Origin of the sequence: uncultured Marinobacter sp. (assembly GCF_913055835.1) — a bacterium.
GTDB lineage: Bacteria > Pseudomonadota > Gammaproteobacteria > Pseudomonadales > Oleiphilaceae > Marinobacter.
The window spans coordinates 18451-32340 of the sequence record NZ_CAJXKQ010000007.1; the positions used below are offsets into that span (position 1 = coordinate 18451).

12 protein-coding genes are annotated in these 13890 nt (G+C 50.8%); 4 read left to right on the forward strand and 8 right to left on the reverse strand.

The window, feature by feature from the left end; all coding sequences use genetic code 11:
* The first annotated feature begins 29 nt into the window (after positions 1–29).
* Positions 30–461 (forward strand): tautomerase family protein, encoded by a 432-nt coding sequence (locus tag QZ534_RS05950; protein ID WP_296932585.1) that lies wholly within the window; start codon positions 30–32, stop codon positions 459–461.
* A 45-nt stretch (positions 462–506) separates the two neighbouring features.
* Here the strand turns inward: QZ534_RS05950 and QZ534_RS05955 are convergent, their stop codons facing one another.
* Entirely contained in the window at positions 507–818 is a 312-nt protein-coding gene (locus QZ534_RS05955; protein ID WP_296932589.1) for a helix-turn-helix transcriptional regulator, read from the reverse strand.
* 234 nt (positions 819–1052) lie between these two features.
* Between QZ534_RS05955 and QZ534_RS05960 the strand changes: the two genes are divergently transcribed.
* The 3 genes from QZ534_RS05960 (at position 1053) to QZ534_RS05970 (ending at position 3906) form a co-directional block, all read left to right on the forward strand.
* A complete protein-coding gene (locus QZ534_RS05960) occupies positions 1053–1850 on the forward strand; it encodes a hypothetical protein (RefSeq protein WP_296932594.1) in 798 nt (265 codons plus the stop codon).
* 40 nt (positions 1851–1890) lie between these two features.
* Complete coding sequence (locus QZ534_RS05965) at positions 1891–2637, forward strand: NYN domain-containing protein (RefSeq protein ID WP_296932596.1); 747 nt, start codon at positions 1891–1893, stop codon at positions 2635–2637.
* A 276-nt stretch (positions 2638–2913) separates the two neighbouring features.
* On the forward strand, positions 2914–3906 hold the full coding sequence (locus QZ534_RS05970; RefSeq protein WP_296932599.1) for a DUF4268 domain-containing protein: 993 nt from the start codon (positions 2914–2916) through the stop codon (positions 3904–3906).
* 544 nt (positions 3907–4450) lie between these two features.
* Here the strand turns inward: QZ534_RS05970 and QZ534_RS18875 are convergent.
* The 7 genes from QZ534_RS18875 to urtB form a co-directional block, all read right to left on the reverse strand.
* Positions 4451–4552 carry a nucleotidyltransferase domain-containing protein gene (locus tag QZ534_RS18875; protein WP_366935810.1) on the reverse strand — a complete coding sequence of 34 codons (102 nt, stop codon included), beginning with the start codon at positions 4550–4552 and terminating at the stop codon, positions 4451–4453.
* Between the two features lie 172 nt (positions 4553–4724).
* Complete coding sequence (locus QZ534_RS05975; protein ID WP_296932602.1) at positions 4725–6845, reverse strand: sigma factor-like helix-turn-helix DNA-binding protein; 2121 nt, start codon at positions 6843–6845, stop codon at positions 4725–4727.
* Positions 6842–9142 (reverse strand): DEAD/DEAH box helicase family protein, encoded by a 2301-nt coding sequence (locus QZ534_RS05980; RefSeq protein WP_296932605.1) that lies wholly within the window; start codon positions 9140–9142, stop codon positions 6842–6844. The genes QZ534_RS05975 and QZ534_RS05980 overlap by 4 nt, the downstream gene beginning before the upstream one ends.
* Before the next feature lie 469 nt (positions 9143–9611).
* The gene (gene urtE / locus QZ534_RS05985; protein ID WP_296932608.1) at positions 9612–10310 is read right to left on the reverse strand and encodes an urea ABC transporter ATP-binding subunit UrtE; all 699 of its coding nucleotides are present in this window, start codon (positions 10308–10310) and stop codon (positions 9612–9614) included.
* Positions 10310–11134: an urea ABC transporter ATP-binding protein UrtD gene (gene urtD / locus QZ534_RS05990; RefSeq protein ID WP_296932611.1), complete on the reverse strand. Its 825-nt coding sequence runs from the start codon at positions 11132–11134 to the stop codon at positions 10310–10312. The genes urtE and urtD overlap by 1 nt, the downstream gene beginning before the upstream one ends.
* Complete coding sequence (gene urtC, locus QZ534_RS05995) at positions 11131–12255, reverse strand: urea ABC transporter permease subunit UrtC (RefSeq protein WP_296932615.1); 1125 nt, start codon at positions 12253–12255, stop codon at positions 11131–11133. Before urtC ends, urtD begins: the two co-directional genes overlap by 4 nt.
* Positions 12256–12258: 3 nt before the next feature.
* On the reverse strand, positions 12259–13857 hold the full coding sequence (urtB, locus tag QZ534_RS06000; RefSeq protein ID WP_296932618.1) for an urea ABC transporter permease subunit UrtB: 1599 nt from the start codon (positions 13855–13857) through the stop codon (positions 12259–12261).
* Between the last annotated feature and the right edge of the window lie 33 nt (positions 13858–13890).

The window sequence follows — 13890 nt, forward strand, 5'->3', positions numbered from 1 at the left end:
AAACGTACAACCTATGGCAGGAGTTTCTCATGCCCACTTACACCGTCACGGTCGCGAATCTGTCTCTGTCGCGGCAGCAGAAATCACAGATCGCCGAGGCCATCACAGCAGCCCACAACGCCCAAACCGGCGCGCCCCGGTTCTTTGCCCAGGTTCTGTTTTCTGCGGCCAATGAGGGCGATCACTTTGTGGGTGGCAGAACGAATACCGCGCCTCAGGTGTATGTGCATGGTCTAGTGCGGGAGGGCAGGAGCATCGAGATCAAACGGGCCCTGATGAGCCAGATGCTTGAAGAAGTCGTCCAAATCGTGGAGATCGCAGTTGAGGACGTCTGGATCTATCTGCAGGACATCCCGGCCACCCAGATGATTGAGTTTGGGCGGTTTTTGCCAGCGCCGGGCGATGAAGCTGAGTGGGAAAAGGGAATGTCTCCGGAAAAGCGCGCCAGCTTACCTAAATAACCGAATTAATAGATCTGTCCCGGTTTTCAAAGCTCCCAGCCTCGATCAAGCCGCGCGACCAGATCCATTATCCTCACCAGCCTGCAAAGTCCAGGTCATACCCAGAGCGCGCCCGGCTTTGACAAGCGTTGTGATGGTGACACCGGTATCCTTCTCATCCAGGAGGCGGTTCACCACCGTACGGCTGGTGTGCATTTTCTGGGCAAGCTGAGACTTGTTTACACCGGTTTGTCCCATAGCCTGTTGGATCTGCCAGACAATTACCCGCTTCAGCGCCTCAGCTTCTACTTGCTCAAGTGTGCCGTCAGCTTCAAGCAGTTCATCGAGAGAGCTGCCAACGTGTTTGTGCTGTGTCATTTTCTTGCTGCCACAAAATACACTTTAACCGTTTCCCATGTCATACAAACCTTTCCTTGGCGCAGGCCAAGTGTACCTAAATAGGTACGCCCGCGCCAACTTTCTAATAATCCATTTTTTTAAACCCGGGAAAGCCGAAAGATAAATCTGTCCCGGCTTCCCCGGTCTTATCTGCTGAAATCCTGCTAACATCAGGCTGTGCAAACTACTTTTTAGCCCTGTATGGTTTCGACAATGCTTCATCACATCAACCGATTCTTAGCTCTGGCGGTCGGTTTCGGCACGATAACCGGCTGCGCAACGCAAACGATCAACACCAGCTTCAACGCCCTCCCGTCAGACGATTCAATGGCCTATTTTTCCGAGGGTTGGATCATCCAGAAGCAGGAGTCAGAAGACTTTGTAGTTCAGATGGCTGTCCGCGACGGAAAACAGGCGTGGGAGGCGATAACTGCTCTACTCTTCGTTCAAAACAAATCTGAAGAGCCCGTGAACGTCAGTGTGGAAAACATCTCCTTTCAGCAGGACGAATACTCGATTGACCTTCTTTCCTACAACGAGCTGACTCAACAACACATCAGTCGCGCTCAATCCCGAAGAACTGCACTTGCACTCAGCGCTATGGCCCAGAGCTTCAGTGCTGCACAGCCTCAAACCACCACAACCTACGGTTCGGGAACTGCATACGGAAGCGGAGGGACTACAAGCTACTACGGCACCGCTCAATCATACACCCATGACCCCGCCGCCTCTGCGGCGGCTCAGGCTCAGATTCAAGCCAACGTCCAGGCCGGAGTTTCAAACATCCAGTCAGACCTGCAGCGCAACCTCGATTCGATGGATGGATATCTTCAGAAGACAACTGTTTTTCCGGGCCAGAGTTACAGCGGAAGGTTTCAATCCCAGATGACTCGCTTCGACCAAAGGTCTGAGTCGATATATGCTCTAACAGTAGAACTCGACGGCGAAAGGTTCAGCTTCAAGTTTATCGAAGAAGCAGACATTCAGACGCACCAACGCAAACTGTTCTGAGAAGACCAGAATCACCCGAGACAAGGACAGCTCGTAGAAGATGAACAGCAACTACAAAATCGCTCTACTCATCGATTGTGACAACGTTAGCCATCAATCCATCGAGGGCGTACTTCAGGAACTTGCCAAGTACGGTGCAGTCAACGTACGCCATGCCCACGGAAACTGGAACGGCCCCCAACTGGGTGGCTGGATCGAAAAGCTGCACGCTAACGCCATCCGGCCTGTTCAGCAGTTTGCCTATACAACCGGCAAGAACGCGACCGATGCCTCAATGATCATTGACGCAATGGACCTGCTCTACAGTGGAAACGTTAATGCCTTCGCCCTGATGACCAGCGATTCCGACTTTACGCCTTTGGTCATGCGAATTCTCGAAGCCGGGCTGCCCGTCTTTGGCTTCGGCGAGCGCAAAACCCCCATGCCCTTCGTGAACGCCTGCTCGCAATTTATCTACACAGAGAACCTGCGCGAAGACACCGAGGAACCCGATAGCGTCAGCAACGGTGGCACGCCAAAACCAACCGTGGAAACCAAATGGGGACGGAACAAATTGAGGGGCGACACCGTGCTGGTGCGAACCCTACGAACTGCGGTGGAACAGACTGCTGATGATGATGGTTGGGCGCATCTAGGAAAAGTTGGCCAGTATATTTCCAATAACAGCTCTTTCTCCCCCGTGAATTACGGGTACAAGAAGCTGAGCGATCTTATCCGAGCCAGTGAGCTCTTCGAGATGACAATACGAGATAAGAACGTTCTCTATATCAAAAGCCCCGACAAATAGATCTGTCCCGGTTTTCGGAGTTCCGTCCCAAGTCCTTGAAGTCCAAAGACTCTCGACTAGGATACTAAGCAAAGCATCTTTATCAGGATCACTACATTGCGCGCAGTCCCCTTTCTCATCGACACGAACTCAAACACCCGGCCACTTTTTCGTCTTGCGTTCAATGAAGGTTTCTCGGAGCAGTAGCTACAAGAGCAATTGTTCAAAAACCCCAGCAGCCTGCCTCTCGGCGAGATCAATCCTGGATATAGAGAAGTAGTCCCTCTTTGCACGGAGATGGGAACTGGTGCCGGGCCAATTGATATCGTCTACGTAACACCACAAGGAAAAGTAGTCATTGTGGAGACCAAGCTCTGGAGAAACCCGGAAGCCCGTCGGAAAGTTATTGGCCAGATCCTTGATTATGCCAAGGAACTTCAAACTTGGAGCTATTCTGACCTGCAGCGAGAGGTCAGCCGAAGAACCGGAACGAAAGGGAATATTCCCTATGAGCTTGTAAAAAATCTCTATCCGGACACAGAGGAAAGTGAATTTGTCGACGGCGTTAGCAATTCACTGGCCCAGGGCGATTTCATGCTGGTAATCGCCGGCGACGGGATTCGCAGCGACACCCAGGCTATGGTCCAGTACCTTGATCGTACCGCAAATATGAAGTTTACCCTGGCAATGATCGAAACCGCGGTTTACCAAACCAAAGAAGAGGATTTGACCTTCATCCAGCCTCGAACGCTCTTCCAGACCAAAGAAATTCAAAGAACCGTATACATTACCGATTTTGGAGATGCTCCCCAGGCAGACCAGGAGCCGTCAAAAAGCCAATCTTCTCCATTGTTAGATCAGTATTGGATGTTCTGGAAGGATTTTATCGATAACCTGAGACTCGACGATCCAGATCAGCCAATGGCGAACCCACTTGCCAAAGGCAACGTGTTTTTCTCAATGCCACCATCTGGAAAGACGGCGTGGTTAACACTGTATTTTTTCAAAGCATCATCAGAGATCGGCTGCTTTTTGCGTCTTTCCAGCTCCGAAGAGGGCGAATCACTGTACCAAGCGCTTAAAGACGATGCAGAAGCGATTGAACAGGAGTTGCCATTTCCCATCGAATGGGACGACAAAAATGCCAGAGTCATTACTCATAGGCGAATTGATGGTAATTGGCCCCCGGTCAAGAATACGTCTGTGAAAAGCTATTTCTCAGAGGTTGTTAACGCCTTCGTGAATACTTTCAGACCCAGGCTGGAGAGGCTCAGCAGTAGTCCCGACTAAAATTCTGAGGCATCGCAAAGGGCTATTTACTTCTCCATCTCTTCCCGGCGAAACCAGGCACAACCACCTTGGCCAGTCTTGCATAAGTGTTTCTTTGTTTTTGCCCACTGAATCCGATCTGTGGGCCTGCAACCGATATTGAACAAAGTGCGGAGAGAACTGATGGTGACTCAGGTTAGCTCTGAATTTTCAACGAAGCTGCGAAAACTAATCTGTCCCGCTTTCCGGTTTTCCCGCTCTTCTTTGGTCAACAACTCATCGTTCGGTTAGGTCGCAAAGCGAACATTCAGATTGCGGGGTCAACGCCAGCAAAAACCGGCGCCCTGACAATGAAGTCCATTACCATCAGCCCGGAATAACATTAACGGCCCTATTAGGTCTCTCTTTTTGTGTAAACAAGCTGACTGGATTGAGCAAGCGCCTGATGAATTGTAGGCGGTGCCTCACCGCGATACTACTGAGGATCGATAGCAAAAGGCAAAAGCGCAGTAATCTCGGCGTCCAAACCATCCGTATCGAACATACAGGTCACTAGACCTCCGCTCTAATCCATACCATTGGCAGAGGTTAAATCGAGTTGAATCGAAATATCCAAATCGCTATCTGCACGATGATCACCGCGGACACGACTACCAAAAATCCACAACCTTTTTTGCTAGTGGATTGTTGGCTGCCCAATTTGCGAGTGACCGATCGATCTGCGGAGTTTCCGTAATCTGCCCGGAGCGTTTTTTAGTGGCGCCGCTAGAGGAGCGTCCGGTGAACGCCACAGGCCGGAATGGACTGACCCCAGTTATCTCTACCTAGTTGGAATGCTTTCAAAGGGACCTAGATGCGCGCCAGTTCCAATAGGCTATCTGAGACACGCGTTCACTTACTTGAAGCTTTTCGTTAACTAACTTTAGCGCATCCCCAATTGAATAGGACCCATCAATATTTTGATCAAAAAAATCGCCAAAGCTACTAAAGCTTATAGGAGTACCAGAATAAAACTGAGACGCCCGGAATAGCTCGAGATCGTCGCACCAAAATTTGAGGAACGCATCGTAAAAACTTGAAGAGTATGCAAAGCCGAATTCACTATTGGCAATGGGTTGAAGGACGCTTGAATGAACCGGTTTTCCCAACTCCAAAATCTTATTCCGCAGAAAATATCCTAACTCCGAGAAGTTCAACCCGTCGAAAGCCTTTTCGGGGGTGGTATAAAGCATCCTATCGACCTGAACGATTCTCCTTTCTTTTGTCATTTCGTCAACATATAGACTAGCATGATTAAGACTCTTGCTTTTAATAAACTGAGCAATTTCACTTTTTGTAAGTGCAGATTCGTTAGACCGCAACTGCTCTAATATGACTTCTTTTTGATTAACCGGCTTAAATCCTTTTTGAAGACTGACGGTATCGGCCTGAGATTTTCCGTTAAAATATATACCTTCTTCAACTCCATACATTTTAATTATATATCTTAGTTCGAAGTAATCCGTCTTTTGAAAAAATTCATTTTCCAAAATCACCTCATTTAGGTGAGCAGCATCCCTGGGAAACTCATTTAATGCTGCTCGTAACTCGGTTAGGATTCGCTCAATTTCGCTAGACGATACCTTCAAAAATTTGGTATGTGAATATATCCCTTTTCCAGACAAATAAACATTATCGCTATCCGTATAGGCAGCATGATCTGTTCGAGTGACATCAAAATTCGCCTTACCCAAACTCATATGATTGGCAATTTTAGCAATATCCTTCCACGGCAACCCCTTGGGATTTTTGGCTAATATTGAGGCGACGGAATCAGGCTTGTTCAGGTTAGCGGGAAACACATTTAAGCCTTCGACTCTAAGAAATTTTTTATTAACCAAGTGGTCCAGTGCAATCTCAAGTTTAATTTCTGGCTCGATATTCTTCTCCAAATATTCGAGGACCTCGGCCTTGCTCAAAGGAACGCCTTCTTGAACGAACAAATCCCTTAGAACTCGACTATCGATATCAGGGTTAAGCTTACCCTTTATGTCAAAACCACCGGAACAAAATTCAAGAAACTCAATAAAATTCGGTTCTTTATCGAAACATTCAGAAAGCACAGGAAATTTCGACGCAAGATCAAAGTCCAAATTCTTCTCTATCAGATTCTTTATGACTTCGTCACCAAGGCGTTTCTGAGATCGAAATCGTTGATTAATTTTCTTTTCAATTTGCCGTATCCGCTCTCGAGTCAAGGAAAGCCTTTTCCCAATCTCTTCAAGAGTTTCCTTCTCCTGTGTGAAACCCAACCGTCCTGAAAAGACCGTTTGCTCGTTATCTGTTAGTGACACAAAGAATGAATACAAATCCTCCATTAAAATCTCATCTACAGAACCTAATTCTAGGTTATCGAAATCCTTAGGTAGGAGTAAGGTACTCTCAAAGTTTTGTATATCGATTTCACCTGAATTACTCCGACTAAGATCATTGAGGCACATGTCCCTCAATGAACAAATACGCTCAGCTACGGTTTTCCCCAAACCGTCTACTTTAATTAGCTCGCTTAAAGATGAGGTTATAATGGTTTTTACCGAGGTATCTAGGCCCAGTCCTTCTAGTTTTTTAAGTGCCTTGATGTCGTTAGACGCCAAATTTATCCGATTTAACTCAACCTTTTCAGCTAATATCAGCAAATTCGCGAGATCAGGTTTATCGTCGGGGCTCTGTCCTTTTGAAGGCACAAAAGCTCCTAAAGGATCTGCCTTCAGGTCATTGAACAAGCTTATATACTTATCGCCAAGATGAGGAATCTTCCTCAACTCACTCTCTCTTAGCTCCAAAACATCGCGAAGGGTCAGAACCATCCCATTCCCAATGAAACCTTCTTTCATTCCGTAGACAATTCGCTGCATGACTTTTTTGTGCGGTCCAAAAGAATCAATTTCTAATATCGACCGGTCAAAATCGCAGTAATTCATTTTATTGCCTTACGTGCCTTATTCAGTTTGGAAATGAAAACAAATGGAGATCTGAAACGATCTTTTATAATGGCCTGCTCTTCTAGGGAAAGACTTTCAAAATCTTTCATCCCATAAACCTGATTAATATATTTCCCAATAATGTCAGATGATCCTTCATTAAAAGAACCTGGCTTTGGGCTTAAGTATTCGTTATCCGATCTAAACTTGAGGTGTTCGTTATCCGGATTCGATTTAATACGATCTTTAGAGATTTCTTGTATTTTTCCATCAATATCTTCTTCATGTTTTGAAAATCCCAAAACCTCAAGCTCTCTTTCCGTTACATAAGGCAAGAAACCAAAACTCATGCCCGAACAGACCGCCCTTAAGCTCGGCCTGATTAGGTTGGTAGAAATATAATCGTCAATAAAATGGCTTATTTTGCCAGAGACTTCTTTTATGAAAGTTTTATTGTCAAAAACCGCACTCAAATACCCAAAATAGGAACCGAAGTGCGTAGCAATCTGGTCACCCGAAAGCTCTGGCAAATACATTTCGATTTGATTTATAGTTGGCAAAAGCTTCTCGGATTTATAAAAGTCCTCGAGCTTTCTTATCAGTTCTGATCGAGTGTTCAGTCTATATTGCAGACTTTGTATTAGATCCAGAACCTGGGCCGCAGATTCACTGTATACCACCTCAATTGATGAGTCGTGCACTGGTGAACTTTCTTTACTTCCTTCATCGTTAGCTTCCGAGGGATCCGGTTGTGTATTACTTACGGCACGGGCGAAGCCTGTAACCTCTTGTAGTCGTTCAAGTGAGCCGACAAAGTCTAGGACGTCAACATACTCTTTATTATGTGTTTTTCTTAACCCACGCCCCAATTGTTGAAGCCAAATAGTTTGGGATCCAGTGTATCGCATGAATACAAGGAGATTGGTTTCAGGTATATCTACCCCCTCGTTAAACAAGTTGCAAACGAGAATATAGCTTACGTTTCCCTCGCGGAATTTTCGTATATTTTCTCGCCTTTCATCTTGGCTTTGCTTGGAGTGCACATATACTGCGGAGCCTAATTTAAAAAACTTAATTAGATGTTTTATGTGAGAGATGCTCCTACAAAAGACAATACCTTTTACTGGAGCAAGAGCTTTTTCCTCTACCGTCTTCTCTATAATACCAACGACTTCCTTATCCTTTTTATGCAAAAAAAGCTTTTTGTCAAGGTCGGAAATGGACAAACCAGATTTCAGTTGGTTAATCTTAGTTTGGTCGAGATCATCCAAAAGTACATGATATCTAGGAAAGGCCAATTTTTTGTTTGCGAGTGCCCACACGAGATCGTACTTCCCAACATGCCCACTTTCTCCGCCGAAGAATGCATTTACATCTTGGTTGTCTGATCTGAACGGTGTAGCGGTTAGTCCGACTAACAGTTGAGGAGAAAAAGCTTCAACGACTTGCCGGTAAGTAGAAGCTGGGGTGTGGTGGGCCTCGTCTACAATTATAAAATCGAATTGATTCATCTGAAGTTCGCTGAGCTTTGAGTACAGTGTATCGAAGCTCGCAAAGACAAAATCGGTATTTTCTGCTGACACTCCTGCAAAACAGGCACTAAAGGAATAATTTCCAATCCCGAATACGTTTTTAAATGCTGTTACGGTTTGTAGCAATATCTCTATTTGGTGCGCAATAAATAGGACTTTTTTGGTTCGACCAACGCTTTTGGCCATTAATCGTTTTATCAAAAGCGCTACGGTATAGGTTTTTCCAAGCCCAGTGGCCATCTCAATTAATAGCTTATTAGATCCTGACTCATATTTTTTTAGCGACTCGTCAATTATATCCGCTTGGTATTTTCTAGGCTTAATTTCCCTGCCAATTTCGGAGTGACCCGCAAGCCAAAGATTCTGAAGCTCATCTCGATCTATTAACTCCACACCTAGTCTAAGAGCCCTGGTTAAGACCTCCGAGGTGAAATATGAGTTAGTGACCAGTATTAAGTTTGATGCTTTTCCGAGGCGAGCTCCGGTGACAAGTTGATTGAGCGCTTTTACGTCAACCGCGGAGTTAATGTTCCTTTGCTTAACTTCGATGGCAAATTTTTTGCCATTTCTATAGGCAAAAATATCGACACCGCCATCGCCGGATTTATATTCGTCACCTACTTTTGTGATGTATGCATCGGTCCAGCCAGCACCCAAAAAAAGATCTTTTACAAATTCTTCAAACTCACTGTGATGAAGGGAGTCAACATCCTTGAAGCTGGTGATTTTCACATTTTTCCCTGAGTCGATGAGAATTTCACGCACTTATGGCGCTTTGGGTATAAGCTATCGAAAATTTAGGGAAAGGTAAATCAAGTAGAAGTTCAACCGATACTACCTAACGATGAACTGGTTTGAGGCCCTAAGGCACTGAAAATATCATCACACAAGTGCGCCGCTGGCTACCGAACAATCGGGAATCGCCCAAAAAACACTTCTAACCTGGAACTTCGATCCGTTCAAGACTAATAAATCCGACCTCATAGAGCCCTGAGCCAGAGGCAAATTTCGATATCAAAGCGCTGTAAAAGGTTCGCTTTCGTGGTCAATTCCATAATTTCTGAATGTCCGCTTTTGTTTAAATCCAGTCATCGCTGCTTCGTCGATCTGCACCCAATTTTTGTAGTTCGCCTCCATTAGTCCGAAAACAAAAACTCCGCGCTAAGCATCGCTCGGCATGGAGTTCTTATAGGTAGGGCTCTTGGGGCTCGCGAAGCGAAGGATACCCGGGTAGCTAGACCGTCAGGTGTTTCCTGATCAGCTCATCAGTCAACCCCGCAATCTCATCCTCAGCAACCCGCCTCCCCCGATCCAGAATCGCAAATCGGTCGGCGTATTTGCGAGCAAACGGCAACTTCTGCTCAACCAGCAGCACCGTCAGCCCATCCTCTTCTATCAGCCTGCGAATAACCTCCCCAATCTGCGCCACAATATTCGGCTGAATCCCCTCCCCCGGCTCATCCAGAATCAGCAGTCTGGGCTCAATCACCAGCGCCCTGCCAATCGCCAGCTGCTGTTGCTGGCCGCCAGAGAGGTCGCCGCCTCTCCGGTGTCGCATTTCCTTGAGCACCGGGAAAAGCTCATACACCCGCTCGGGAATTTTCTTGCTGCCGTCCTTGCGCACGGCCAGGCCGGTGCGGAGGTTTTCTTCCACGGTCAGCAGCGGGAAAATCTGCCGGCCCTGGGGCACGTAGCCAATTCCGAGACGTGAGCGGTCTTCCACTTTCTTTTTGGTGAGTTCCACGTCGCCGGCAAATTCAATGCTGCCGCTTTTGGTGGTTTCCTCGCCCATGATGCATTTCATCAGGGTGGTCTTGCCCACGCCGTTGCGGCCCATTACGCAGGTGCACTGGCCCTGGGGTACGTCCAGGTCCAGATCCCAGAGGGTGTGGCTTTCGCCGTAGAACTGGTTGAGCTTCTGGATCTTTAGCATTACGCCTCCTCCCCCAGGTAAACCTTGATCACTTCCGGGTCGTTGGAGACCTGGTCCATGGTGCCTTCGGCCAGCACGCTGCCCTGGTGCAGCACGGTCACTTTTCTGGCGATGGAGCGCACGAAGCCCATGTCGTGTTCCACCACCACTACGGACTGTTTGCCGGCCAGGCTGGTGAGCAGTTCGGCGGTTCGCTCCATTTCCTGTTCGGTCATGCCGGCGACCGGTTCGTCCACCAGCAGCAGCCGAGGTTTCTGCATCAGCAGCATGCCGATTTCCAACCACTGCTTCTGGCCGTGGGAGAGGATGCCGGCGAGGCGGTCGCGGAGGTCTTTCAGGCCAATCATCTCGAGCACTTCGTCGATGCGGTCCCGATATTCGGCTTTCATCACGGCGGTGAGCGTGGGGAACACGCGCTTGTCCGCCGCCATGGCCAGCTCCAGGTTTTCGAACACTGTGAGGGCTTCAAATACCGTGGGTTTCTGGAACTTGCGGCCGATGCCGAGGCTGGCGATGTCCGGCTCGTTCATGGTGAGCAGGTTGTGGCGGCTGCCGAACCACACCGAGCCGGTGTCGGGCCGGGTTTTGCCGGTGATGATGTCCATCATGGTGGTTTTACCCGCGCCGTTCGGGCCGATGATGCAGCGCAGCTCGCCGTCGTCGATGGTGAGGTTGAGGTTGTTGATGGCCTTGAAGCCGTCAAAGCTTACGTTCACGTCTTCCAGGTACAGGATGGGGCCGTGGCGCACGTCCACCGGGGACTGCACCGGCGCGAGGAAGTCGAACACCTGGTCGCGGTTGGTCAGCTCCTGAAAAATGCTCATGCGGTGGCCTCCTGCCCGGTGGGTGTGTCGTCATCGGTTTTGGCTTTGCGGCGTTTCTGCAGCAGCCCGGCAATGCCCTTGGGCAGGAAAACGGTTACCAGCACAAACAGGCCGCCGAGGGCGAATAGCCAGGCGTCGGGCATAATGCCGGTGAACACGGTTTTGGCGTAGTTCACCAGGATGGCCCCGATCACCGCGCCGTAGAGCGTTGCCCGGCCACCCAGGGCCACCCACACCACGATCTCGATGGAGAACAGGGGCGAGAATTCACTGGGGTTGATGATGCCCACTTGCGGCACATACAGGGCCCCGGCCACACCCGCCAGCATGGCGGACACCACGAACACGAACAGCTGAACCCGTTCCACCCGGTAACCGAGGAAGCGGGTACGTGCTTCGGCATCCCGGCAGGCCACGCTCACCCGGCCCAGCTTGCTGGTCACGATGCCCCGGCAGATCACGTAGCCAATGGCCAGGGCAATGCCGGTGGCAATGAACAGACCAAGGCGGGTGGCGTCGGTGCGCAGGTTGAAGCCGAGAATGTCCTTGAAGTCGGTGAGGCCGTTGTTGCCGCCAAAGCCCATCTCATTGCGGAAGAAGGCCAGCATCAGGGCGAAGGTGAGTGCCTGGGTGATGATGGAGAGGTACACCCCGGTCACCCGTGAGCGGAAGGCCAGGAAGCCGAACACCAATGCCAGCAGCCCCGGGGCCAGCAGCACCATGAGGAAGGCAAACCAGGCCATGTCGAAGCCGTGCCAGAACCAGGGCAGCTCCTGCCAGTTCAGGAACACCATGAAGTCCGGCAGGATGGGGTCGCCATACACGCCCCGATCGCCAATCTGGCGCATCAGGTACATGCCCATGGCATAGCCGCCGAGGGCAAAGAAGGCGCCGTGGCCCAGGCTGAGGATACCGAGGTAACCCCACACCAGGTCCACCGCCACCGCCAGCAGGGCGTAGCAGAGGTATTTGCCCAGCAGGGTGACGGTAAAGGCACTCACGTGCAGGGCGCTGTCCTGGGGCATGAACAGGTGAAGGGAGGTCACCACCAACACCGCAGCGAAGAGCACGCCCAGGAAAATCTGCGTTGAACGTTCCTGTAAGGGTCTTGTTAACCACATAGCTTAACCCTCCGCTGCCCGGCCTTTCTGGGGGAAGAGCCCCTTCGGCCGTTTCTGGATAAACAGGATGATGAACACAAGCACGATGATCTTGGCGAGTACGGCACCGGCCCAGGGTTCGAGCAGCTGGTTGATGGTGCCCAGGGAAAGCCCGGCAATGAGCGTGCCCCAGAGGTTACCGACGCCGCCGAACACCACCACCATGAACGAGTCGATGATGTAGTTCTGGCCCAGGTTCGGGCCCACGTTAGTGAGCTGGGACAGCGCCACCCCGGCCAGGCCGGCCACGCCGGAGCCCAGGGCAAAGGTCATGATGTCTACCCGGGTGGCGCGGATGCCCATGGAGCGGGCCATGGCCCGGTTCTGGGTTACAGCGCGCACTTCCAGGCCCAGGCGGGTCTTGCGCATGATCAGCATCAGCCCGGCGAAGACAATCAACGCAAAGGCCAACACGTAGAGACGGTTCAATGTGAGCGAGAGCGCGTCGTTGATCACCAGGGAGCCGCTCATCCAGTCCGGGGTTACCACGGTGCGGTTTTGCGGAGAGATCACCGTGCGCACCAACTGCTGCAGGATCAGGCTGATGCCGAAGGTAGCCAGCAGGGTTTCCAGCGGGCGGCCTTTGAGGTACTGGATTACGCTGCGCTCGATGATGATGCCGGCGGTGGCAGCCACCAGGAATCCGGCGGGTATCGAGAGAATCAGCGCCAGGCCGGGCTGGCCCGGCAAGAGTTGCTGCATGCCCCAGGTGGTGTAGGCACCCAGCATGATCAGTTCGCCGTGGGCCATGTTGATCACGCCCATCACACCAAAGGTGATGGCCAGGCCAATGGCGGCGAGTACCAGGACCGAACCGAGGGAGAGGCCGAAATACAGGGTCTCGGCGGCACGGTTCAGTTTGAGCTTCTGTTCGATGCTCTCGAGGGCATCAGTGGCACTGGCGGCCAGGGCCGCGTTATCGCTGCGGGCCGCTTCGTTGAGGGCGGCACGGGCGCCGGGGTGCAGGCTGCCGGCGAGCACGTCCACGGCCTCCAGGTTGCCCTCGCTCACCCGGTAGATGGCCAGGGCTTCTTCAATTCGGTTGCGCACTGCGGCGTCTTCTTCCTTTGCCAGTTGCGCTTCCAGCGGCGCAACCAGTGAGGCGTCCACTTTGCCCATCATGTCCTGCGCGGAGGCTTCGCGCACATCCGGGTCTTTGGCATTCAGGTCCAGCATCGCCAATATGCCTTCAAGCTGGCCACGTATGCGGTTGTTGATGGCGACCCTGTCCAGCTCGCGGCGGGACATTTCCCCCAGGTTCTCTCCGGTCAGCGGGTCGGCGATTTCCCAGTCCCTGCCCCGGTTGTTAAGTACCAGTACAACCTGCCCGGTGTCTTTAACCCGGCTCAGGCGGTTGTTTCCGTAGGCTTCGAGCCAGCCCCTGGCTCTTTCATCACCACTGCTGACGATGGCGTTCACCGCCTCTTCCACTTTGCTGGCCGGCGCTTCCGCCAGATTGATCAGCAACGCCTTGCCCGGGTCGTCTTCCTGTGCCGTTGCCGGGAGCGACAACAGGCCAATCAGGGCGATAAGCAGCAATGTGAGCGATCGGCAGATGCTCATGAGTGTGTCCTGTTTCAAGCGTGTTGCGGGGCA

Bases quoted from the DNA above. Each gene is read 5' to 3' on its own strand.
- QZ534_RS05950 (WP_296932585.1), top strand. From the start codon at position 30: ATGCCCACTTACACCGTCACGGTCGCGAATCTGTCTCTGTCGCGGCAG.
- QZ534_RS05955 (WP_296932589.1), bottom strand. From the start codon at position 818: ATGACACAGCACAAACACGTTGGCAGCTCTCTCGATGAACTGCTTGAA.
- QZ534_RS05960 (WP_296932594.1), top strand. From the start codon at position 1,053: ATGCTTCATCACATCAACCGATTCTTAGCTCTGGCGGTCGGTTTCGGC.
- QZ534_RS05965 (WP_296932596.1), top strand. From the start codon at position 1,891: ATGAACAGCAACTACAAAATCGCTCTACTCATCGATTGTGACAACGTT.
- QZ534_RS05970 (WP_296932599.1), top strand. From the start codon at position 2,914: ATGGGAACTGGTGCCGGGCCAATTGATATCGTCTACGTAACACCACAA.
- QZ534_RS05975 (WP_296932602.1), bottom strand. From the start codon at position 6,845: ATGAATTACTGCGATTTTGACCGGTCGATATTAGAAATTGATTCTTTT.
- urtE (WP_296932608.1), bottom strand. From the start codon at position 10,310: ATGCTAAAGATCCAGAAGCTCAACCAGTTCTACGGCGAAAGCCACACC.
- urtD (WP_296932611.1), bottom strand. From the start codon at position 11,134: ATGAGCATTTTTCAGGAGCTGACCAACCGCGACCAGGTGTTCGACTTC.
- urtC (WP_296932615.1), bottom strand. From the start codon at position 12,255: ATGTGGTTAACAAGACCCTTACAGGAACGTTCAACGCAGATTTTCCTG.
- urtB (WP_296932618.1), bottom strand. From the start codon at position 13,857: ATGAGCATCTGCCGATCGCTCACATTGCTGCTTATCGCCCTGATTGGC.